The sequence below is a fragment of the Cupriavidus sp. WKF15 genome, from assembly GCF_029278605.1.
GTDB lineage: Bacteria > Pseudomonadota > Gammaproteobacteria > Burkholderiales > Burkholderiaceae > Cupriavidus.
In genome coordinates this window covers 294,061-316,537 of sequence record NZ_CP119574.1, presented here as the reverse complement: position 1 = coordinate 316,537, position 22,477 = coordinate 294,061, and the positions used below count along the sequence as shown (strand labels likewise).

The window sequence follows — 22,477 nt, the reverse complement described above, 5'->3', positions numbered from 1 at the left end:
CCTATGTGGTTCGTCAAGCATTAGGGGCGGATTTCGGTTGATAGAAGGTGCCGTCACGCAGCATGGCGAACAGCACGTCGCAGCGACGTCTGGCAAGAGCAATGAGCGCTTGGTTGTGGCGCTTGCCCTGTTGGACCTTGCGGGCGTAGTAGTCCCGTGAGACAGGGTCCCGCAAGGCGGCAAAGGCAGAGAGGAAGAGTGCTCTCTTAAGGACCTTGTTGCCCCGCCTGGACGGGTGCTCGCCACGGATGGATGAGCCGGAGCGTCGAGTTACTGGCGCCAGGCCAGCGTAGGCGGCAAGATGCGCGGCCGAAGCGAAGACTTTGTGGGCGACTTCAGTGAGGAGTCTGGCGGCGGTCCTGACGCCGACTCCCGGCATGCTGGTCAGGACTGGCCAAAGAGGGTTCGCATGCACCAGGCGTTCAACTTCGCTGGCAACCTCGTCGCGTTGCTTGCGTAAGGCAGCGAGCTGCTGTGCCAGACGCGGCATGACGATCGTTGCTGCCTGAGTGCCAGGTACGATTACCGCCTGCTCGCTGAGCGCCTGAACGATTTCGGCCGCGAGGCTTTTGCCCATGCGGGGTGCGAGTTTGGTGAGGCGGTTAGCGAGCGTCTTCTCGCTGGCGGCTGCAAGTTCGGCGGGCGACGGATATCGCTCAAGCAGGTCAAGCACGGCTGGATGATCGAGGCGCGGCCCCAGAACCCGCTCCAGAGCGGGATGGATCTGGGTGAGCAGTCCGCGAATGCGGTTGCTAGTCTGCGTGATCTGCGCGGCGAGATCGTCATCGAAGCCGCACAGCATGGTGAGTTCGGCAAGTTGCTCGTCCGCCAGTCTAAGCGAGCGCAGCGTATGCGGCATTGAGCGGGCGGCTTCTGCAATGATGGCGGCATCGCGGGCGTCAGTCTTGGCTTCACCTGCATGCAGATCGGCGATGCGGCGCATGGCCAGACCCGGCAGATAGGCGACCAGGACACCTTCATCACGGGCGACTGCCACAGGCAGCGCGCCGATGGTGGCGGGCTGATCGACGATGAACAGAAGTTGGCCGTGTGCCTTGAGTTCGGCGATGAGCGCGCGCAGTTTGGCCTCATCGTTGGGCAGCGCTTTGTTGTACAGGCGCTTTCCGTTCCGATCGAGAGCGACGGCATGATGGTGGCCTTTGCCGACATCGACGCCGACGAATACATCGACGGAGCTATGTTGTTGGTTGTCTTGCATCGAAGGTTTTGCAGATTGAGCGGTTTGGCCTGCAACAACGGTGGCAAGTCTCGGCATCCACGTTACGGACGGCCTCCAGATGTTCCAGCCGAGCCCCTATTAGCGATCACCAGCCACCCACCAGGCCCGGTGACAACACCCCCCGGATCATGGGCGACTGGGGGCGAGAATCATGCCGGGCCTGGCTGGCCAAAGCCCCGATCATCGGGACACGAAGATAGTAACGGGGGCCGTATACACAGAAGGTTGGGACCGCCAGGTGAAGCTGGTGGGTGCGGAAGCCAAGGCGCTGAAGACGCGGATCAACACCCAGCGGATCTATCCGCCAAGTGCAAATCGTGTCGAAGCGCTAGCTTCGGCCGATCCGCACCTTGCCGTGGTGGCGTGACAGCTTAAGCAAGCATGAACGAGGGCGATCCAGATGATCGCCCTCATTGCATTCTGTTGTTACATCGAAGCGGCTGGGCCCATCGCAATGATGCGGTTCAGGCGCGTTTTCGCGCTCTCGCTTGCACGGGTTCGGCCTTGTCGCTGCGTCTGTTGGCCTGGCGATCGGTCAACCATTGAACGATTTGCACGCCGTAGCCAGTCGGAGCCTTGTTGTTGGTGCGCTCGGCCAGCGTGTGCCGCTTGAGTTCTGCGCGCATGGCTTTTTCCGCGATCTGCATGACCCCACGGATTGAGCATACGCCTCGCGTGGCCCACACCGGCGGCTATCCTCGAATATTGCGCAGCGCTCGCGAATCTCGCAGCAGTCGAATATTGGCTTGTCCCCGTCGATCGCTACCACCACGTCGTGCACAGCAATGCGTGCGGCCGGGCGTGCCAGCCTGAAGCCACCCTTGATGCCCTCAGTGGCCACTACCAATTCCGCCTTAGCCAATTTGGTGAACAGCTTGGCCAGAAACTCGGTGGGAACGCCCTAGTTTAACTACGAGCCCACCAGCAGCAATTCCGGCGATTGGTGTATTGCTATGTATCAGGAACGGCAAGCGATACTTGCCCATACAATGTCACCACAACGGGCAGCTGGCGTGTGATGAAATTTGGTGACTATCTCAAAACTGCGCGCGATCGCTTTACCTGGCCCGCGCATCGAGGCAGCCCATCTACGAAAAGGACCATGTCATGCGCCACAACCTGAAGTACCTTGCGGCTGTCGCCATTGCGGCGACATTCTGCGTAAGCGCATCCGCGCAAACAGCACAGGATGCCGTGCGGCCACCCGCCATTCTTCCGCTCAACAGCGAGCCTGCCCCCAGGCTGATAGCGTACCCGGCACTTGCCGAGCCGCTTGCGCGCGGCGTAGTCATTGTCCAGTTCCGGACCGAGAATTTCCGCGTCATGCCCGTATTTGGCAAACAAGCAGTCGATATCTCGCCACGCATCGGGCATCTGCACGTAACAGTAGACGACGTTCGTGGTACCTGGGCCCATACTAGTGAAGACCCGATCATCGTCGTCGGGCTCACGCCGGGGCCGCACAAGCTTCGGCTCGAGTTGGCTGACCCGAGCCACAAGATCCTGGCTACGGAGGTGGTAGCCGTCACGGTCCCGGATCTAAGAATCTCGAAGCCGCACGAGCATTGATGTATTGTGCGCCCGTCTGTTTCAGGTGGGCGCGTGGACTGCTTCGTTGAGGAATCTGCTTTAGGGCTACGCTGAATAAGCTGCCGAATTTTTGTGGAGCGGTTCGACGTGGAGCCTATTCGCTTTGAAAAATGGCCGTGATGACGAGATTTTGGCATGCTGCGCCCCCAACGGGGTGTGTCGGCGAGGCGCTCGCCCCGCACGCGCCCATTATGGGCGGACTGCTCCCATCAGATGTCCTGGGCTCAGGTAAAGATTGGCCAGCGCTAGGGCTGTGAAGGCCCGGCCGGCATTCTTTTTCAGGCCGCGGTAGCGGACTTTGGTGAAGCCCCACAGGCGCTTGACCACGGCAAAGACATGTTCGACCCGGGCACGGATCTTCGATTTGTTTCGGTTCTTCCCGCGTTGCACCTCGTCAATCTGGCCGTTCTTGCGGGTACGCTGATTGGTGAAGTCCTTGGCGTGAGGAGCTTTCGATGCGATCAGCTCCTGCTGACTGGCGTAGGCACTATCTTAAACGCGCTGTTCCTGCCCATGCAGTAACTGGGGCAGCGCATGCTTGTCGTGGACATTGGCCGGCGTCACGACTGCCGAATGGGCCAACCCACTCTGGCTGTCCACGCCAATGTGCAGTTTCATGCCAAAGTACCACTGCTGTCCTTTCCGCGTCTGGTGCATCTCGGGGTCGCGAGCCTTCTCCTCGTTCTTCGTCGAACTGGGGGCACCGATGATCGTGGCATCCACGATGGTGCCGGTCTTCAGCTTCACGCCACTGGCCTGCAGGACCCGGCCTACCTCAGCAAACAGCCGCTCGGCAAGCTGGTGCTTCTCCAGCAGGCGGCGAAGCTTCAGCAGCGTGGTGGCGTCCGGCACCGGCTCACGACCCAGGTCAATACCTACAAAGCGGCGCAGGCTGGCGCTGTCATACAGCGCCTCTTCGCAAGCCAGATCCGCCAGGTTGAACCAGTGCTGCAAAAAGTGGATGCGCAGCATCCGCTCCAGGCCAATGGGTGGCCGGCCGTTGCCGGCCTTCGGATAGTACGGCTCGATCACCGCGCACAACGCCCCCCACGGCACGATCGTTTCCATCGTCGCCAGAAATGCCTCACGTCGCGTTGGCTTACGGTATTGCTCGAATCCCGCCCCTTGATCTGCACCCGCTGCCAACGTCATCTGCTTCATGTTCTTCTCTTTGCGTTCTTGATCCCCTCACATAACGCTCTTCCTCATGAAGCGGAGGACTTAATCAGCATTGCCTTAGTTGGCCCAACCTAAATTCGCAGGATGCATGGAAGGGTTGCTTGCTACGAGCGATGTCTCTTTGTGCCTTGAGGGCTTCGGCTGCGGTGGCATTTCGCGAGCGCCATCTCTATGCTTCTGATGACACTCACGCCTAAGCTGCCTCCGCGCCCAATGCGAGGAAGATCCTTACGGATTGCGAAGCCACGCATCGTTCTTTAAGGAGAACCCCCTAGCTTCGACCCTGGAAAGGGATGTTGCTGTGTCGACATCTCGTTGACGATCGACCCTGCCCATACCGGTGGTCGCAATTCGCGCCAGGGACATGCTGCTTCCAATTGCGCGGCGAGTCGGAATAGCGTGTCCTCCCGCCCGAAGCCAGACATAAAATGCGACCCGATTGGCAGACCCGCTTGCAGGTCGATGGAAAGCGGCACTGACATCGCTGGCGTTCCGGTTACGTTCGATAACGCAGTAAATGGTGACTGGTCAAAAACGTGTGCGATCCAGCCAAGCCCATCCACGGACGTTTCTACCCGGTTGTATTCGCCAATTTGAGGTGGAAGTCCGGGTAGCGTCGGTGTCAGCAGAACGTCGTAGTCGCCGAAGAACCTACCCAGCGCCCGTGTGACCGTATTTCTGACTTGCAATGCCGACAGGAGCTCTACGGCGCCAATCTCAATGCCGTATCGATAGAGCGCGAGCGTTGCGGGTTCAAGTTGTTTTTCATCCACCGTTCGTCCGGTGGCTGCGGCAATGCCGTTGATCCGGAGCGCCGCGTTGGCAGCCCAGATTTGCGCATTGCATTGCACAAAGGCATCCCAGCTCACTCCCAAATCTGGCGCTACCTCATGGACATGATGACCCAGGGTCTCAAGTGTCCTTGCCACCTTACTCAAAGCGTCAGCGACCCGCGTGTCAGTACGTGCGGCATTTAATGGATTCACCATGAACCCGATCTTCAGATTTCCCGGCTGTTGCCGGATCTCGGATAGATAGCTGGCTTTGGGTGGGGCAATGTAGTAGGGATCGCCCACGCCGCCGCCGTGGATCGCATCAAGCAGCGCAGCACTGTCTCGCACAGTCCGGCTCACGGCAAAATGCACGCCCAGACCATTCCACACTTCGTCCACGTAGGGACCGTTCGACACGCGGCCCCTGGTCGGTTTCAGACCGAAGAGCCCGTTGCAGGAGGCCGGCACCCGTATCGATCCGCCTCCGTCCGTCGCATGCGCAATGGGAACCATACCGGCGGCCACCGCCGCAGCTGCTCCCCCGCTCGATCCGCCCGCGCCATGTTGCAGACTCCAGGGGTTCCTCGTAGGGCCGTACAGCGCGGGTTCGGTCGTCGTGCTGACCGCCAGTTCCGGCATGGTTGTGCGCCCGAGCGTAATCAGGCCTGCGTGACGGAAGCTCGTCATCACGTACGAGTCTTCCTTTGCGATGGTTCCCATCGCCAGACGACTGCACATTTCGCTCCTGCGTCCCTGCATACTGACGCCGAGATCCTTGAGGAGAAACGGCACGCCGCCGAGCGGTCTCGGATCGGCGCGCATGATGCTGGCGGACTGTATCTCAGCCTCGTCGGGCCAGTAATCGAGCACAGCGTTTACCTGGGGATTAGCCGCCTCGATGGCAGACAATGCGGCTTGCGCCACTTCCATTGCAGTCACTTCCCGCGTAGCGATGAGGTGATGCAGCCCCATGCCGTCAAGGGCGGTATATTCGGCGAGTTTCATGTGGACGTTCTCTTTCAGGGAGACATCGGGACAGCGCGCGCATCGGCAGCGTTGCGCACCTGTCTGTTCTGGCCGCAGGCAACGACGGACATTTGTCCGGCATCGCCCCCGGCTGTCTCATAGGCGAGTACCTACCGACAGGTGTGATTACGTGGCCGGAGCCTCTACTTCGCTTGACGCACGCTGGCCGGCAAGGGCGACTCGTGGCGAAGCGCGGCATCGCCGCTTGGCTTCAGGCGAAGGAACATGATGATGAATGCACACATCAGCAACAACGCTGCCATCAGCAGGAACCCGGGGTAGATGCTGCCGGTCAGGGATTTCGACCAACCGATGATGCTTGGGCCGAAGAAGCCGCCAGACAGTCCAATCGTATTGATCAGAGCAATGGCTCCCGCTCGTGCGTTGCCCTTGATGTACGCGGAAGGAATGGCCCAGAAGACGATGTTGGCCATCCACATCAGGCCGGTAGCGAAGGTAACGCATACCAGTGTCACTGCGAGACTGCCGTCGGCGAGGTACCAGCCAATGAAGCAAAGACAGCTTATGGCAGCCGGCACAGCGATGTGAATCCGGCGCTCCTGAAGCCTGTCGGAGCTACGGCCGCCGAAGAAGATGGCAAACGCCGCCGCCACATAAGGAATGGCTGCATACCAACCGAGGAGCTGTGTGCTGGTGACACCAGCGGACTTGATGATAGTCGGCAGCCAGAAGCTCAAGGCATAGATCGGCGCGATGATGCACAGGTAGGCTACCGCCAGGACATACACCTTGGGATCGCGCAGTACCGTGAGAAACGACTCGTGCCGCTGCTCTGCACCTGTGTTCGTTTCCGCGGCCAGGACGCGTTTCTCCATGTCATTGAGCCATTTCGCCTTGGATGGACCATCGACGAGCAGGAAGTAAGCCGCAACGCCAAGCACGAGGGTGGGAGCGCCCTCTATAAGAAACATCCATTGCCACCCGGCGAGATTGGCCGTACCGGCGAACGCCGTCATGATCCACGCCGACAGCGGTCCCCCAACAATTCCGCTAAAAGGGCCCGCAAGCCAAACCATCGATATTGCACCGGCGATGCGGCCAGGACCATACCAGCGCGACAAGTAGAACAGGACGCCCGGCGCGAAGCCGGCTTCGAAGACGCCCAGCAGAAAGCGTAGGGCGTAGAACACCGGGACGCTATTGACGAACACCATGCACATCGAGGTAATACCCCAGAGCACCATGATGCGGCTGAAGGTAAGCCGGGCGCCAACCCTGGGCAGCAAAAGGTTGCTTGGCACCTCGAACAAGACATAGCCCACGAAAAATATTCCTGCTCCGATGCCGTAGGCGGCGTCGGAGAAGCCGAGGTCGCTCTGCATCTGAAGCTTTGCAAAGCCTACGTTGACTCTGTCCAGATAGGCGAACATGAAGCCAATGAACAGCAGTGGCAGCAAGCGTATATCTATCTTTCGATAGAGGGACGCACCGTCCGTCCTGCTCCCTGAAATTTGGTCTTTCTGAGACACAGACCTCTCCTTTGGTTGGTGTGTATAGCGTCGCCACGGTGTGCATCGGCGCCGGCATCCGTGGTTGAATGGTTCTGGCGTGATTGCGTGGCAACTTCGCTTCGTGTCGACCGACACTTCGCGGTGGCCGTGCGTCCGATCGCTGCCCATGTGCGGTTGATCCGCAATCGATGCGGCAGCTGGAACTGCTTATAGTGGTTCGGACATGATCGCAAGCATGGCGTCGAAGAGGACCTGCGCCCCAGCCGCGGCATCGACTTCGCGCGCGTTCTCGGCCTCGTTGTGGCTAATGCCCTTTTCGCAAGGCACGAAGATCATCCCGGTGGGAATATGTTGTGCGGTATACTTGGCGTCGTGGGTCGCGCCGGAAACGATGTTCAGGAATTTCGTGGCCCGACCGCCAGCGGCCTTGCGCACGGTTGCCACCACGCGATCGTCAAACGTTATCGGCGTGGACCTCAACAGAACCTTCGCTGACACCGGGCAGCCTTCGATCTCGCCGGCGCAAAGCTGAAGGATCGTCTCGCCGGCACGCAGGAGGAGATCGGGGTCGGGATGCCGCAGATCGATATTGAATGTCACCCTGCCTGGCACGGTGTTCGGCGATCCCGGATAAACCTCCAGCCTTCCGACGGTGAAGCGCAGGATATCCTCGGGGTCGTCTATCGCGGTGCGAATGCATCCGATGAGCGTGGTGGCGGCCACCAATGCATCCTTGCGATGCCGCAGCGGCGTCGTGCCCGCGTGGGCCTCGGCGCCCAGAAGTTGGATCTCGTAGGCATGAAGTCCTTGAATGCCCGTGACAATGCCCACATCACACGCCTGGTTCTCAAGGACCGGGCCCTGCTCGATGTGGGCTTCGATATAGGCAAAGCCGCTCATGCCAAGCGGGCGCTTCTCCAGAACCGGCAACTCGGCGACCTGGGCCTTCAATGCGCTTTCCACATCGATCCCGTTGACGTCCTTGATGGCCAATGCGTCGGTCAGCGGCAGCGCGCCGGCCGCAACGGCGGAGCCCATCGTGGGGGGGGGGAACCTTGATCCCTCCTCGTTCATCCACACAACGAGCTCGATCGGGCGTTCTGTCTCCATGCCATGATCGTCAAGCGTCTCGAGTACCTCGAAACCTGCAAGCACGCCGTAGACACCGTCGAATCTGCCTCCGGTCGGCTGGGAGTCAAGATGTGAACCCGTCAATACCGGGCTGAGGCCCGGATTCCTTCCGGGGCGGCGGATGAACAGATTGCCGATCGGGTCAATCGAGGTCTGATAGCCTCGCCTGGATGCCCACTGGAGCAACAACATCTTGCCCTGGGTGTCTTCCGCGGTGAGCGCCTGGCGGTTGACACCGCCTTTGGCCGTGGCGCCGATCCTTGCCATGGCGCTGACATGTTCCCAGAGCCGCTGACTATTGATGCGGGGACCGACAGGGGTAAGAGAGGAGGATGGCGTGGGGGCGTTCATCTGGCTGCTTGCCTTGTTGCGTTGCTTCGCATGAGCAACTGGTTGCCGCGTAGAAAATTTTCGCGCAGATATTAAGAGTTCATCTGCGTGCACTGTTTGGTTCGATCTGATGCCTCAGTCAAGTTCGACGCAGACTTCGATCTCCACGCAGGCCCCCAGCGGAATCTGTGCGACACCGAATGCCGACCGCGCATGCTTGCCGGCATCGCCGAACACGTCGACGAACAGCTCCGATGCGCCGTTGGTGACCAGATGCTGCTCGGTAAAGTCGGGCGTTGAATTAACCAGGCTCATAACCTTGACGATGCGTTTGACGCGATTCAGATTGCCGGTGTGGGCATGTAGCGTCGACAGCAGATCGATCGCGACCGCGCGGGCGGCGGCGCGGCCCTCGTCCGTCGACATCGTGGCGCCGAGCTTGCCAACCCACACGTTGCCGTGCTTCTTCGCAATGTGGCCAGACAGGTAGACAAGATTGCCGCTCTGCGCGCTCATTGCGTACGAGGCAGCCGGCGCCCCTGCGGGGGACAGCTCGATGTCGAGTGCTTTCAGTCTTTGGTGGATATCGTGTGATTGCATGATGTTTGTCGAGGGGTGGGCAAGATGGCTGGCGCCACGGGGAGTCATCGCGAGTCATGTGGCGCCGGCGCACCGGTTTCAGTCCGGCATCGGCTCGCGGCCGAACGCTTCGAGTTCGCGCACCAGGGACTTAGCGGCCAGTTCGACCAGTGCGCGGCCTTTCTCGCGCGTTGCCAGGCCTGGATCGGAACCAATGCGCCCGTCCGGGAAGCGGGCACGGAAGTCGAGGGCTTCGCGGATCGGGCCGGTCGGCGCAATGGGCGGCGCATAGTCGGCCGACTTGATCGAATCGGGGAAGGCGTACTGCGTGATGGCAATTTCCGAGGGCGTGGCATGCGCGCCGTGTCCAGTCGGGAACTGGTCTCGTGCCAGTTCGCCCACGCCTTCGAGATCCCACCAGTTGCAGAGCTTCAGTGCGAAGCCGGCACGACGACGCGCAAAGCTTGCTTCGGCGTACAGTTCGGAGAATGCGGCATCGATCGACGAGACGTTGCCGCCGTGGCCGTTCAGGAACAGCATCTTTTCGAAACCATGCAGCACCAGCGAGCGGGTCCAGTCGCCGATCGCGGCGATGAACGTGGACGGGCGCAGCGAGATGGTGCCGGGAAAGCCGAGGTGATGCTGTGCCATGCCGATATTGAACGTGGGGGCCACGAGGATGTCGGCGGATTTTTCCGACTCACGCGCAATGATTTCAGGACACAGCCAGTCCGTACCCAGCAGCCCTGTGGGACCGTGCTGTTCATTGGAGCCGATCGGCACGACGATCGTGCGGCTGCGCTTGAGGAACTGCTCGATTTCGGACCAGGTGGACAGATGTAGAAGCATGACGACTCCTTGTTACCGCTTTGCGGGCAGCTTGTTGGCGAGGATGATCAGTGCGGCGATGACTGGCAGCGCGGCCAGGATCAGCACACCGAGGTGAAGGTTGCCGGTGGCGGTCTTGGCCCATCCGATCATGGCCGGGCCCCAGAAGCCGCCCGACAGCCCGATCGTGTTGATCAGTGCGATGCCGCCTGCGGCCGCCGGACCCTTGATGTACTCGGAAGGCATGGCCCAGAACACCGTGTAGGCCATCCACAGCGCGCAGGTACCGAGCGTGAGCAAGACCAGCGATGCCGCAAGATTACCGTCGACAAGGATGGACGCGGCGAGCAGCAATCCGCCGACGGTTGCGGGCACGGCACTGTGGAAGCGGCGCTCCCCGACCCGGTCCGAGCGGCGGCCCATGTAGTACATGCCGAAGGCCGCGGCAACATAGGGCAGGGCCGAGTACCAGCCGAGTTGCACGGTGTCGTTCACGCCCTGGGCCTTGATGAAGGTCGGCAGCCAGAAGCTGATCGCATAGATCGCGGCGATGATGCAGAAGTACGCCAGCGCCAGCACATAGACCCGGACATCGCGGGCCACGGCCAGGAAGGAATGACTGTGCGCCGTGCTCGATCCGATTTCGTTGGCGAGCTGGCGCTTTTCCTGCTCGCTCAGCCAGGCGGCGTCGGCGGGACGGTTCGGCACGAAACAGAGGGCGAGCACGCCGAGCAGGATGCAGGGCAGGCCTTCGACCAGGAACATCCATTGCCAGCCGGCTAGGCCACCGGTGCCCGACAGCGCGGTGATCAGCCATGCCGAGACCGGGCCGCCGACAATGCCGCCGAGCGGGCCGGCAAGGAACACGATCGCAATGGCGCGTGCCATGCGCTGCGGCCCGTACCAGCAGGACAGGTAATAGATCATGCCCGGGGCAAAGCCTGCTTCGAAGATGCCGAGCAGAAAACGCATGGCATAGAACATCGGCACGTTGCGCACGAACAGCATGCAGGCCGAGGTGATGCCCCACAGCACGAGGATGCGGCTGAAGGTCTTGCGTGCGCCGATGCGCGGCAGCATCAGGTTGCTCGGTATCTCGAACAGCACGTAGCCGATAAAGAAGATCCCCGCGCCCACGCCATATGCGGCATCGGAGAAGCCGAGATCGCCTTGCATCTGCAGCTTCGCAAAGCCGATGTTGACGCGATCCAGATAGGCGAACAGATAGCAGATCAGCAGGAACGGCAGAAGTCGCCAGTTGATCTTATTGTAGAGGGTTGAGGTGTCGTCTACTGCGCTTTCGCTCGGGATCACCAGCATGCCAGTCTCCAATGTCTTTTATGTGTGTGCGGCGTTGATGGATCGGATAGTGGCAGCGGCATGAGCAATCTCCAACAGCAACTATGTCCACACTTCGTTGCCTTACGGGCAACGCATCGGGTATGGTGTGAGTCTGTCATTGGCCAGGTGGAGGATCGACATGCGGGAAATCAATCAGCAGCGGCTGCGCTATTTCCGCGAAGTCCTAGAGCAAGGCACTATTCGCGGCGCGGCGGAGAGTCTCGACACTTCACCATCGGTGATCACCCGGCAGATCCGGCTGCTCGAGGACGAACTTGGCACGACACTGTTCGAGCGACAGGCGCGTGGCGTCAAGCCGACCGAGGCCGCCGCGCATCTGCTCGAGTTCTGGCGCGGCTACCGGTCACATCAGGAGAAGCTCGAGGACCAGCTCCATGCCCTCAAGGGCCTGCAGCAGGGGCAGGTCCAGCTGGTCCTGAGCGAAGGGTATGTGGATGCGCTGGTCAATGAAGTGCTGGCGCCGTTCTGCGCGCAGTACCCGCTGCTCGACATCAGCATGGAGATCCTCGGCGTGGATCAGGTGCTCGACGCCGTGGCCGAAAGTCGCGCGCACATCGGACTTGCCTTCAATCCGCCGCCACATCCGCGCATCGAGTATCTGGCGAGCTCATCGCAGCCGGTAGGCCTGCTGGTGCGGCCCGACCACCCCCTGGCATTGCGTGGCGGCGCGGCCAGCGTCAAGGACATCCTGTCCTGGCCGCTGGCCATGATGCCGGCGTCATTCGGCGTCGGGCACGCCGCCAAAATGCTCGAATTCGCGGAGAACATCAGGATCCGGCCGACGCTGATCACCAATTCGCTGACGGCGCTCAAGCAGTTTGTTGCCTACGAAAACTACATGACGCTGATCGGCGGCGAGTTCGCCGCGTATCGCGAAATCGCTGCCGGAACGCTCACGGTGGTGCCGATCGATCATCCGCTGTTCAGGGGCACCCAGGCGCGCTTGCTGGTCAAGGCCGGGCGGCCATTACCGGCGGCGGCGCTCAAGCTGCTCGAACATATCCTGCGGGACATGCCGATGTTTGCACAGGGTGGCCAGTAGCCGCCCGCTTAGGCTCGCGCGGTGCAGGACGGCCGGGCTACCCCGGCGCTGCTGGAGACCTGCAGGCTTCGTCAGCTCTTCGCCACCACTTCGGGCAACGGTCCCCAGCCGCCGCCCAGGCTGCGAACCAGTGACACCGTGGCCGCGGCGCGCAGGCCGGCCACCGCGTTTGCCTCGCGTTGCGATTGCAGCACGGTGCGGTCCGAATCGATCACGGTCAGGTAGTCGACCGCGCCGGCCTCATAGCGGCTGCGCGAGATGCGCTGCGCACGCTTCGCGCCAGCCACGCGCTGTCCAGCGCCCGGGCTTGCTCACTGAGCCAGCGCACATCGCCCAGGCTATCTTCGACCTCGCGGAACGCCACCAAGTAACCCTTTGATTTCGATGCAATTTACCGGGATAGGGGGGGCACACTGACAATGGCGTTCCATCCTTCTCAGGGGCGAGGCCGAGTTTCAGCTTAACCGCTCGATGGCAGCAGATCCGTGGCAGTTCTAGGAGTCTGTCGGACTTGAACAATGCCGACGTGCTACAGGCCGAAAGTTGAGGTTTGATGAGGGCGTCGAAGACAACTTCTCCTCTCTAACGCGCAAAATTTGCTCAACATTTAATCAAAAGCTCGTCGGGCAACGAAATTCCGACAGACTCCTAGGGAAAGACTGATTGTGCGACACGTGCTGCTGCCCATAGCGTGTCGAATGCCACGTAGTAAGGGCGGCAAAGCTCGTTCTTGTCTTGTCGCATCCCAAGCGCCGAGGGAAGTTGTCCACTGTGTAATTCATCTCGCCAAGCCAAGAAATCCCACGACCAGGGACCAGCGTAACAGGCCTGATGGTCTGGGCTGCGTCATGGCGTGAGAAAGAATCGGATTCATACTGAACTCCTGAACGCCGAGTTGGTGTGTCGTAGCGCCTGCGGCGAAGACAATGTCTCGCGCGCAGATGCGTCGCCGATCAGTCCTCGAGTTCGATCGCGGCTTCCGGCGCGCGGCGGAAGCTGATTGCCAGGCGATTGAATGCATTCATCAGGCTGATGGCCATCGTCAGGTCAGCCAGTTCCTTTTCGCTGAAGGCTACTGTGGCCGCCTGGAACACGTCGTCCGGAACATGCGTATCCGCGACGCGAGTCACCGACTCTGCCCAAGCAAGGGCGGCCTTCTCACGGTCACTGAACAGCCGGCCGGCTTCATGCCAGGCTTGCACCAGTGCGAGCTTTTCGGGCTTGATTCCCTTCTTGACCAGATCGCGGGTGTGCATGTCGAGGCAATATGCACATCCGTTGATCTGACTGACGCGCAGATAGACCAGCTCGACCAATACCTCGTCGAGGCCCGACTGCATGATGTAGCCGTAGACGCCGCCAAAGGCCTTTACGCCGCCAGGGGATACTTTCGTGTAATCCAGTCTCATTTCAAACTCCTACTTGTCATTGGTTGTCAGTGCCTTGTCGTCAGAATCGACGACGAAGATGGCCAGCAACTTGGCCGGCTGGGTTTTGCTCGCGTTGCGACTGACCAGATGCCGTGATTCAGGCTTCTCGTAGAAGCCTTCCCCTGCCTTGTAGATGCGTTCCGGTTCATCATCGACCTTGCTCACTATGCTGCCCGAAACAACATAGGCGTAGATGAATGCCGACTCGGCATGGCGGTGCGGCAACGAGGCGCCGTCGGGGGGGTAAAGCACTTCCACAGTCACGAGCGATTTGCCCGGAATGTTCGGGATAGTGTGTGAGAAGTTCGGCACGACCGTCTCGGCAGGCCCGTGCGCAGCGGCGACGCCTGCAGCGGCCATCCCGGCCGCAGCGACCAGTAACAGCAAAAATTTGCGTTTGAGTTTCATAACGGATCTCCTTGGTAGCGTATTTATCTCAGGCAAGCTCGGGCCGCGGTCGGCCCAAACCTTTGCTAGCGGAACTGTCATCTGCTGTGCCATTTGAGTGGCCCGGACGGCCCCAGGCTATCCCTGTCACGTCTTGGCCTGTGAGCAACTCGCTGACAGGATCGTCAGTGTTACCGGGAGGAACCGACTGTCCCGCCTTCAGCGCAGGGCTCGGACTCTGCACCACCAACCCTGAACCCTCCGCCCATACGGCAACACCAGTCGCCACGATGGCAACTGCGGTCAGCGCGCCGACCCATCTGCTCCGCTTCATGCTCCACTCCATTTAACTACGACTAGTAAAAGCGTAGTAAAGATAGTCGAAAGAGGATCCAAGTGCAAGGCGCAGGTGAAAAGCGCACGAGATGCCACAGGAGAATGTAGCGACCTTGGCTGCATCAAAAAAGCTCTTGCACACCGTAACTACGATTAATAGAATCGTAGTTACGGTGCCGCAAGGTACCGCCTAGCTGATCAGGCTGCTACGCCAACTTTGGAGTTCGCCGGTCACACGAAATCGAGCATTGATTCAAGGAGCATGAAGCATGTCGAAACGTATTGTTGTTATTGGTGCCGGCTTCGCCGGCATGTGGAGCGCGCTGGGTTCGGCCCGCCTTCTGGATGAAGTGGGGCGTACCGATGTGGAGATCGTACTTGTCGCGCCGGAGCCCGAGCTGCACGTGCGTCCGCGTCTTTACGAGAAGAACCCAGGCGGCATGAGGGCGCCACTGCAGGAAATATTTCAGGCTGTGGGCGTCAAGTTCATCCAGGGCCTGGTCGAGCGCATTGATGTGGCAAGCCAGGAAGTGGAAATTGTGGGGCTGGGTGCCGATACGTCGCTCCGTAAGCTCGACTATGACCGCCTGGTCCTCGCTGCTGGCAGCCGCCTGTTCCGGCCGCTGATTCCGGGGCTCGAGCAGCATGCGTTCAATGTAGACCAGGTGGCTGATGCCGCAGCGCTTGATGCGCATCTCGCCAGCCTGGCGCGTCGTCCCGAAAGCGTGTCACGCAACACGGTAGTGATCGCCGGAGCCGGTTTCACCGGTATCGAGACCGCCGCGGAAATGCCTGCCCGTCTACGCGACGTACTCGGCAAGGACGCTGCCGTGAACGTGATCATGGTCGAGCGCAACAGCGACGTTGGCCCCGACCTGGGTCCCGGCCCGCGTCCGGTGATTACCCAGGCGCTGACTGAGCTCGGTGTGACATGGAAGCTCGGCTCCGGCGTCGCGGCGGTGGATGCGAACGGCGTTACGCTCGAGAACGGTGAGCGCATCGAGACAGACACGGTGATCTGGACCGCCGGCGCGCGTGCCAGTGCGCTGACGTCGCAGATTCCAGCGCAGCGCGACAACTTCGGGCGGCTCCATGTCGATCGAAACCTGAAGGTCAAAGGCATCGATACGGTCTACGCTACGGGTGACGTTGCCTACGCGGCCACCGATGATGAAGGTAACCACGCCGCGATGTCCTGTCAGCACGCGATGAAGCTGGGCCGGATCGCTGGGCATAATGTGGCGGCAGACCTCCTGGGGACAACGCCGATTCCTTACAGCCAGCCGAAGTATGTCACCTGCCTGGATCTCGGGCCGTGGGGGGCTGTATACACCGAAGGCTGGGATCGTCAGGTGAAGCTGGTGGGCGTAGAAGCCAAGGCACTGAAGACGCAGATCAACACCGAGTGGATCTATCCGCCGAGTGCTGACCGTGCCGAGGCGCTGGCCTGTGCCGATCCGCACCATGTGGTTGTGGCCTGACAGCGAAAGCAATCATGAACGAGGGCGATCCGGATGGATCGCCCTCGTTGCCTTAGCCGTATGCGATGTACGGGCCGCTACTCGCCAGGAGATTCGCCGAACAGTTCCTGGGTGACTGAGCGCAGCCAGCGATTGCCCGGGTCGTCATGCTGACAGCGGTGCCAATGCTGCCTGAGATCAAAAGCGGGAATCGGGAACGGTGGTTCAAGGACCTGTACATCCGCGATGCGCGCGAACAGCTCGCCCACCGGCAGCGGCACCGTGACGACCAGATCGGTCGACGCGATCACGAGCGGAATGCTGAGAAAATGCGGGGAACGCAGCATCTCGCGCCGCGCGATGCCGTGCTGGCGCAGATACGATTCGACGAGTTCCTGGCTGCGGCTTTCGCTCTGAATCACCGCATGAGGCAGCGCCCGGAACTGTTGCGCCGTCATGCGTCCGCGTGCGACCGGGTGATTCTTGCGCGCCAGGCACACGAAGCCGTGCGGGAACAGGCGCTGCTGGAATACATCCGAACCGCCGAGGTCAGGATAGTAGCCAATGGCCAGATCGATCCTGCCGCGTTCGAGCTGATCCATGAGGTCCGTGTGCCGTGCCGACACCGTACGCACGTCCACATGCGGCGCCTCCTTCATGAGACGGGCCAGCAGGCGCGGCAAGAATGCTGCTTCGCCGACGTCAGACAGCGCCAGCGTAAAGGTCCGCCGAGCCTGCGCAGGATCGAAGCGCGGCGCCGTCAGAAGGTGTTCTCGCACCTCGGATAACACCCCCTGCACGACGGGCGCAAGCACTACGGCACGCGGTGACGGCTGCATGCCGGTGCGGACCCTAAGGAACAGCGGATCGCCAAGCTGATCGCGCATCCGCTGCAATGCGTGCGACATGGCCGGCTGGCTTACGCCGATCTCCTCGGCCGCGCGGCCCAGGTGACCATGCCGCCACAGCGCATCGAATACGCGCAGCAGGTTCATATCGAAATTATCTATTTCGTTCATGACCGTAATTCCGTTCATTTGATTGCCGAATGATAGGCGAGGAACGAGACTTCCGTCATCCGCTTACCTCGCAGCGCGGCGCAACGGCCGACCGGACCAGGTTCAACCACACAAAAGACCGCGCAATCAAGGAGACACATGTACCCACCCCCAATTAGCATTGCGTCGGTCATCGACAGACGGCCTCTCGGTGCCTATCGGCTTCGCATCTTCATCGTCTGCTTCCTCATCGTGCTAATGGATGGCTTCGACACCCAGGCGATCGGCTTTGCAGCCAAAGCCATGTCTTCCTCGCTCGACATTGCCATCGCACAATTCGGACAGGTCTTCTCCGCTGGTCTGCTGGGCGCCATGTTTGGCGCCTTCCTGCTCGGCCCGCTGGCCGATCGCTTTGGCCGCCGCTGGCTGCTGGCGACGGCCATCGTGGTCTTCTCGGTGTTCTCGCTGCTGACGCCGCATGCGTCCACGCTGCCGGAACTGCTGCTGATGCGGTTCCTCGCCGGTCTCGGCCTTGGCGGCGCGATTCCGAATCTGCTGGCGCTGTCTGCCGAATACACGCCGCGGCCCATGCGCGGAATGATGACCGGCGTGCTCTATGCCGGCTTTCCGTTGGGTGGTGCCGTGGGCGCGCTCGTCAGCTCGCACATCGTGCCGCACTACGGCTGGCCGGCACTGTTCTATCTCGGTGGTGTACTGCCGCTGGGGCTGGCGCTGCTGGTCATCATGGGCTTGCCCGAATCGCTGCCGTTCCTGCTCCGGCGCAAGGACGGACAGGATGCGGTACGCGCCATGGTCGCGCGCATCGCGGAACGGCCGTCCGAGTCCGATCGCCATATCACCTATGTCGACGCCGAAGAGCGCGTGCGTGGCCTGCCATTCCGGGAGTTGCTTTCGGAAGGGCGGTTCGTTGCCACGCTGCTGCTCTGGGTCGGCTTCTTCATGTGCTTTGTGCTGTTGATCGTGCTGGTGCTGTGGACGCCTGCGCTGCTGCGCGGCGAGGGCGTCGGTGAGCACGATGCCGCGCTCGTGGTCGCCCTGATCAATCTCGGCAGCGTGGCTGGCACCGCCGCGGGTGGCCGCCTGGTGGACCGCTTCGGTCCATATCTGACGCTGCCGCCGCTGTTCGTGCTCGGTGCGCTCAGCGTGTCCGTGCTCGGTTATGTCACCGAATCTCTGCCCTCGCTGGCGATCGCGGCCACGCTGTCCGGCATTTTCCTGGGCGCCGGCAGTTCAGGGCTGCTGGGCCTGGCCGTACTGAGCTACCCGAGCGGGATGCGCGCCACCGGCGTGGGCTGGGCTATGGCGCTTGCTCGCATGGGCCAGGTTAGCGGACCGCTCATCGTCGGCGTCTTGCTCGCGAGCGGTTTCGGCATCAAGACCATCTTCCTGTGCAGCGCCGTTCCCGCCGCCGTTGCCGCTGCCGCGATTCTCTTGCTGCGGGTGGTGCGCCCCGCGTCGCCGGCACACGGTGCGCCGGCACAGGACGCCGCGCTGCCTGCGGTACTGGATGGCCAATAGCCACCTTTTCATTCATCGCAGCCGTTGTACGCGGCACCGGTCACGGATCGTCGCGGCCGATGTCGCCCCGCAGAAATAAGGAGTCTCATGCGTATTACTACTCAATCATCGCCCGTGCTCGTCGTCGGTGGCGGCATCGGAGGGCTTGCGGCGGCGCTCGCGCTGGCGCGCGAGGGCTGTCATGTCAAGGTGCTGGAGCAGGCCAGCGTCATCGGCGAAATCGGCGCAGGCGTGCAGTTCGGCCCCAACGCCTTCGCCGCCTTCGACGCGCTTGGTGTCGGTGAGCGCACGCGCAGCCATGCTGTCTACACCGATCACATGATGATGATCGATGCGATCGACGGGAAAACCGTTGCCGACATCCCCGTCGGCGAGGCCTTTCGCAAGCGCTTTGGCAATCCGTACGCGGTCACGCACCGTGCCGACGTTCACAATTCCCTGCTCGCGGGTGTGCGCGAAACCGACCGGATCGAGTTCGTCACCGCAACGCGCATCGTCGAGCTCCGGCAGTCAGCGGACGGCGTAACCGCATTCGACGAACAGGGTAACCGCTACCACGGCTGTGCCCTGGTTGGCGCCGACGGCGTGAAGTCCGCTATCCGCCAGCAACTGGTCGGCGACCCGCCGCGCGTATCGGGGCACGTGGTGTACCGCGCGGTGATCGATGCCGAGCATTTTCCGCGCGACATGCAATGGAACGCACCGGTGCTTTGGGTCGGGCCGAACTGCCACGTCGTGCATTACCCCGTCCGCGCTGGCGAGCAGTACAACCTCGTGGTGACGTTCCACAGCCGCCAGCAGGAAACCTGGGGCGTCAGCGAGGGCAGCCAGGAGGAGGTGCATTCGTACTTCCAGGGCATCGATCCCCGTCCGCTTGGCCTGCTCTCGCTGCCGCCGACCTGGCGCCGTTGGGCCACCGCGGACCGCGAACCCATCGGGCAATGGACGCACGGCCGCATCACGCTGCTCGGCGACGCCGCGCATCCGCTGTTGCAATACCTCGCGCAGGGTGCTTGCATGGCGGTCGAGGATGCCGTCACACTCGGGGCCGCGGTACGTGCGTGCGACGGCGATTTGCCGCGCGCCTTTTCCCTGTACCAGGACGCACGCATCACCCGCACAGCGCGCGTCGTCCTGTCGACCCGCGAGTTCGGCCGGCTGTGCCACGCGTCCGGCGTGGAGCGCCTGGTGCGCAATTCCCTGTGGAAGAGCCGCTCGCCGGAGCGGTTCTACGACTCGCTGGAATGGCTCTACGGCTGGAAGGCCGAGACCTGCCTGTCCGTATGAAGGCCACTTCCCCATCCCCCGATCGACCCGGGATCTGACCTTGCAGATCCCAAACCTGGAGTTCCGCATGACTTTTGTTGTTCAGCCCATTCCCGCCGTCACGATTCCCGTAGCTGGTGGCGACGAACTGTTTCCCGTGCGCCGTATCTACTGCGTTGGCCGCAACTACGCCGCGCACGTACGCGAGATGGGCATGGACCCGAGCCGCGAGCCGCCGTTCTTCTTCTGCAAGCCTGCCGATGCGATCGTGGTAGCGCCCACGGGCGCCGGCGCGCAGATCGACTATCCGCCGGCGACCGGGCAGTTCCACTTCGAGATTGAACTCGTGGTGGCGATCGGCCGCGCGGGACGGGACATACCGGTCGAGCATGCCAATGCGCATATCTGGGGCTACGGGGTCGGCATCGACATGACGCGGCGCGACCTGCAGATTGCGGCGCGCGACCGAGGCCGCCCGTGGGAACTCGGGAAGAGCTTTGACCAGTCCGCGCCGGTATCACTGCTGCATCCTGCCAGCGTAGTCGGCCACCCGGCCGCCGGAGAGATCTGGCTGCAGGTCGACGGACAGGACCGCCAGCGCAGCGACCTGGACAAGCTGATCTGGTCGGTGCCCGAGATCGTCGCCAACCTGTCCACCTTCTTTGCGCTGCAGCCGGGCGACCTTATCTTCACCGGCACGCCGGAAGGCGTCGGGCCGGTGCGCAGCGGCGAGCTCATGTGTGGCGGCATCGCGGGGCTCAGCGACGTCGAAGTGCGCGTAGCCTGAAGGCGGCACGAGCATGGACCTGTACAACTTCTTCAACAGTTCGGCGGCGTACCGGGTGCGCATCGCCATGGCACTGAAGGGCCTTCCCTGGGACCATATCGGCGTGAACCTGCGCGCTGGCGAGCAGGACCGGCCCGAGTATCAGGCGCTCAATCCGAACCGGCTGGTGCCGACGATCCAGGATGGCGAGCAGACCATAACGCAATCTTTGGCGATCATCGACTATCTCGATCGCAAGTGCCCCGTGCCGCTGCTGATTCCCGCCGACGGCCAGGCTCGCACACGAGTGCTGGAGCTGGCGCTGACGATCGCCTGTGACCTGCATCCGCTGAACAACATGCGTGTGCAGAAGTACCTCAGCGCCCATCTTGGTATTGCCGACGCTGACAAATCGGAATGGGTCGCCCACTGGCTCACCGCGGGATTCAGCGCGTTGGAACCGTGGCTGACTGCGGACGGCGGCTGGTGCGTCGGCGACGCCCCGACCCTGGCCGACTGCTGCCTGGTACCGCAGGTTGCCAATGCGCAGCGTGCGGGGTTCAGCCTCGATCCGTTCCCCCGCGTGCGCCTTGCCTACGAGCACTGCATGCGTCACGAGGCTTTCCGCGTGGCGGCGCCAAGTGCCCAGCCCGATTACGTAGCCGCCCACTGATACCGATGCTGGAGGCATCCGATCATGACAACCAATCCCACTCCTGACGTGTTGACCCGGCTCGACGCGTTCTACCGCGAACTGGAGCCGCATGCGATGGCCGCCCTCTGGACCCGGCTGCGCAAGCTGATTCCATCGGAACCCACACCGGCGGGTGTCGCGCACCGCTGGTCATACGAAACGGCCCGCCCGTACCTGATCGAATCGGCGAGCCTGATCTCGGCCGAGGAAGCCGAACGGCGCGTGCTGCTGATGGAGAATCCGGGTCTGCCTGGGACCTCGTGCATCACCAGAACGATGTATGCCGGCCTTCAGCTCATCCTGCCCGGCGAGGTCGCCCCCGCGCACCGCCATACCCAATCGGCGTTGCGCTTCGTCGTCGAAGGTTCGGGCGCCTACACCGCCGTGGACGGAGAGAAGACCTATATGGAACCCGGCGATTTCGTCATCACGCCGGCGTGGACGTGGCACCATCACGGCCACGAGGGCAACGCACCGATGGTCTGGCTGGACGGCCTCGATATTCCCATCGTGTCGCTTTTCAACGGTGGCTTCCGCGAGGAGTTCGAATCCGGCGAATCGCCGGTCACCCGCCCGGCAGGCGATGCCCTCGCACGCTATGGCACTGGTCTGATGCCGGTGGGCTACCAGGCATCTACGATGAACTCCCCAGTCTTCAACTATCCCTACGCGCGTACGCGCGAGGCGTTGTTCGCGTTGCCACACGCTGGCGCCCCCGATCCGCACACGGGCTACCTCATGCGCTACACCAATCCGGTGGACGGCGGCTGGGCCATGCCGACCATTGCCACTATGATCCGGTTGTTGCCGTCTGGCTTCGCGACGTTGCCGTACCGCTCGACCGACAGCACCGTCTTTGTCTGCGTGGAAGGCAGTGGCCATGCGATGATCGGCGATCAGAAGTTCGAGCTTGCGCCGCACGACATCGTGGTGGTGCCGGGCTGGAGCCGCTACACACTGCATGCCAGTCAGGATCTGGTGCTGTTCTCGTATTCTGACCGCGTCGCGCAGGAAAAGCTCGGCCTGTTCCGCGAGCAGCGTTCCTGAGG

General features: G+C 62.0%; 18 protein-coding genes and 4 pseudogenes. 9 read left to right on the top strand and 13 right to left on the bottom strand.

Annotated elements, in window-relative coordinates; all coding sequences use genetic code 11:
* Positions 1-13 precede the first annotated feature (13 nt).
* Positions 14-1,219, bottom strand: a complete 1,206-nt coding sequence (locus CupriaWKF_RS31435) for an IS110 family transposase (protein ID WP_276099851.1) — start codon at positions 1,217-1,219, stop codon at positions 14-16.
* A gap of 226 nt (positions 1,220-1,445) precedes the next feature.
* Between CupriaWKF_RS31435 and CupriaWKF_RS31430 the strand changes: the two are divergent.
* Positions 1,446-1,607, top strand: a pseudogene (locus CupriaWKF_RS31430) (NAD(P)/FAD-dependent oxidoreductase); the annotation flags it as partial.
* Positions 1,608-1,704: 97 nt separating this feature from the next.
* Here the strand turns inward: CupriaWKF_RS31430 and CupriaWKF_RS31425 are convergent.
* Positions 1,705-2,141, bottom strand: a pseudogene (locus tag CupriaWKF_RS31425) (Rrf2 family transcriptional regulator); the annotation flags it as partial.
* 206 nt (positions 2,142-2,347) lie between these two features.
* Between CupriaWKF_RS31425 and CupriaWKF_RS31420 the strand changes: the two are divergent.
* Positions 2,348-2,809: a DUF6130 family protein gene (locus CupriaWKF_RS31420; RefSeq protein ID WP_276103979.1), complete on the top strand. Its 462-nt coding sequence runs from the start codon at positions 2,348-2,350 to the stop codon at positions 2,807-2,809.
* 210 nt (positions 2,810-3,019) lie between these two features.
* Here CupriaWKF_RS31420 and CupriaWKF_RS31415 read toward each other — a convergent pair.
* The 7 genes and pseudogenes from CupriaWKF_RS31415 to CupriaWKF_RS31385 form a co-directional block, all read right to left on the bottom strand.
* Positions 3,020-3,991 (bottom strand): annotated as a pseudogene (locus CupriaWKF_RS31415) (IS5 family transposase).
* A gap of 275 nt (positions 3,992-4,266) precedes the next feature.
* A complete protein-coding gene (locus CupriaWKF_RS31410; protein WP_276103978.1) occupies positions 4,267-5,787 on the bottom strand; it encodes an amidase family protein in 1,521 nt (506 codons plus the stop codon).
* A gap of 164 nt (positions 5,788-5,951) precedes the next feature.
* The gene (locus tag CupriaWKF_RS31405) at positions 5,952-7,298 is read right to left on the bottom strand and encodes an MFS transporter (RefSeq protein WP_276103977.1); all 1,347 of its coding nucleotides are present in this window, start codon (positions 7,296-7,298) and stop codon (positions 5,952-5,954) included.
* A gap of 189 nt (positions 7,299-7,487) precedes the next feature.
* Complete coding sequence (locus CupriaWKF_RS31400; RefSeq protein ID WP_276103976.1) at positions 7,488-8,762, bottom strand: M20 family metallo-hydrolase; 1,275 nt, start codon at positions 8,760-8,762, stop codon at positions 7,488-7,490.
* Positions 8,763-8,876: 114 nt separating this feature from the next.
* The gene (locus CupriaWKF_RS31395; protein WP_276104131.1) at positions 8,877-9,341 is read right to left on the bottom strand and encodes a RidA family protein; all 465 of its coding nucleotides are present in this window, start codon (positions 9,339-9,341) and stop codon (positions 8,877-8,879) included.
* A gap of 78 nt (positions 9,342-9,419) precedes the next feature.
* A complete protein-coding gene (locus CupriaWKF_RS31390; RefSeq protein WP_276103975.1) occupies positions 9,420-10,169 on the bottom strand; it encodes a creatininase family protein in 750 nt (249 codons plus the stop codon).
* A gap of 12 nt (positions 10,170-10,181) precedes the next feature.
* The gene (locus CupriaWKF_RS31385; RefSeq protein ID WP_276103974.1) at positions 10,182-11,468 is read right to left on the bottom strand and encodes an MFS transporter; all 1,287 of its coding nucleotides are present in this window, start codon (positions 11,466-11,468) and stop codon (positions 10,182-10,184) included.
* Positions 11,469-11,628: 160 nt separating this feature from the next.
* Between CupriaWKF_RS31385 and CupriaWKF_RS31380 the strand changes: the two genes are divergently transcribed.
* Positions 11,629-12,552: a LysR family transcriptional regulator gene (locus CupriaWKF_RS31380; RefSeq protein ID WP_276103973.1), complete on the top strand. Its 924-nt coding sequence runs from the start codon at positions 11,629-11,631 to the stop codon at positions 12,550-12,552.
* 71 nt (positions 12,553-12,623) lie between these two features.
* Here CupriaWKF_RS31380 and CupriaWKF_RS31375 read toward each other — a convergent pair.
* From CupriaWKF_RS31375 to CupriaWKF_RS31365, 3 genes and pseudogenes are all read right to left on the bottom strand, one after another.
* Positions 12,624-12,919, bottom strand: a pseudogene (locus CupriaWKF_RS31375) (TolC family protein); the annotation flags it as partial.
* 586 nt (positions 12,920-13,505) lie between these two features.
* Positions 13,506-13,961: a carboxymuconolactone decarboxylase family protein gene (locus CupriaWKF_RS31370; RefSeq protein ID WP_276103972.1), complete on the bottom strand. Its 456-nt coding sequence runs from the start codon at positions 13,959-13,961 to the stop codon at positions 13,506-13,508.
* Between the two features lie 9 nt (positions 13,962-13,970).
* Positions 13,971-14,390, bottom strand: coding sequence for a cupin domain-containing protein (locus tag CupriaWKF_RS31365; RefSeq protein WP_276103971.1), 420 nt, complete (start codon positions 14,388-14,390; stop codon positions 13,971-13,973).
* A 584-nt stretch (positions 14,391-14,974) separates the two neighbouring features.
* On the opposite strand from CupriaWKF_RS31365, the gene CupriaWKF_RS31360 reads away from it, so the two are divergent.
* Entirely contained in the window at positions 14,975-16,186 is a 1,212-nt protein-coding gene (locus CupriaWKF_RS31360; RefSeq protein WP_276103970.1) for an NAD(P)/FAD-dependent oxidoreductase, read from the top strand.
* A 77-nt stretch (positions 16,187-16,263) separates the two neighbouring features.
* Here CupriaWKF_RS31360 and CupriaWKF_RS31355 read toward each other — a convergent pair whose 3' ends face one another.
* Positions 16,264-17,184 (bottom strand): LysR family transcriptional regulator, encoded by a 921-nt coding sequence (locus CupriaWKF_RS31355; protein ID WP_276103969.1) that lies wholly within the window; start codon positions 17,182-17,184, stop codon positions 16,264-16,266.
* Between the two features lie 138 nt (positions 17,185-17,322).
* On the opposite strand from CupriaWKF_RS31355, the gene CupriaWKF_RS31350 reads away from it, so the two are divergent.
* The 5 genes from CupriaWKF_RS31350 (at position 17,323) to gtdA (ending at position 22,475) form a co-directional block, all read left to right on the top strand.
* Positions 17,323-18,702, top strand: coding sequence for an MFS transporter (locus tag CupriaWKF_RS31350; protein WP_276103968.1), 1,380 nt, complete (start codon positions 17,323-17,325; stop codon positions 18,700-18,702).
* 87 nt (positions 18,703-18,789) lie between these two features.
* A complete protein-coding gene (locus CupriaWKF_RS31345) occupies positions 18,790-19,989 on the top strand; it encodes a 3-hydroxybenzoate 6-monooxygenase (protein ID WP_276103967.1) in 1,200 nt (399 codons plus the stop codon).
* Positions 19,990-20,056: 67 nt separating this feature from the next.
* Positions 20,057-20,755 carry a fumarylacetoacetate hydrolase family protein gene (locus CupriaWKF_RS31340; protein WP_276103966.1) on the top strand — a complete coding sequence of 233 codons (699 nt, stop codon included), beginning with the start codon at positions 20,057-20,059 and terminating at the stop codon, positions 20,753-20,755.
* A 13-nt stretch (positions 20,756-20,768) separates the two neighbouring features.
* Positions 20,769-21,407, top strand: a complete 639-nt coding sequence (maiA, locus tag CupriaWKF_RS31335) for a maleylacetoacetate isomerase (protein WP_276103965.1) — start codon at positions 20,769-20,771, stop codon at positions 21,405-21,407.
* Between the two features lie 24 nt (positions 21,408-21,431).
* Positions 21,432-22,475: a gentisate 1,2-dioxygenase gene (gtdA, locus tag CupriaWKF_RS31330; RefSeq protein ID WP_276103964.1), complete on the top strand. Its 1,044-nt coding sequence runs from the start codon at positions 21,432-21,434 to the stop codon at positions 22,473-22,475.
* Positions 22,476-22,477 lie beyond the last annotated feature (2 nt).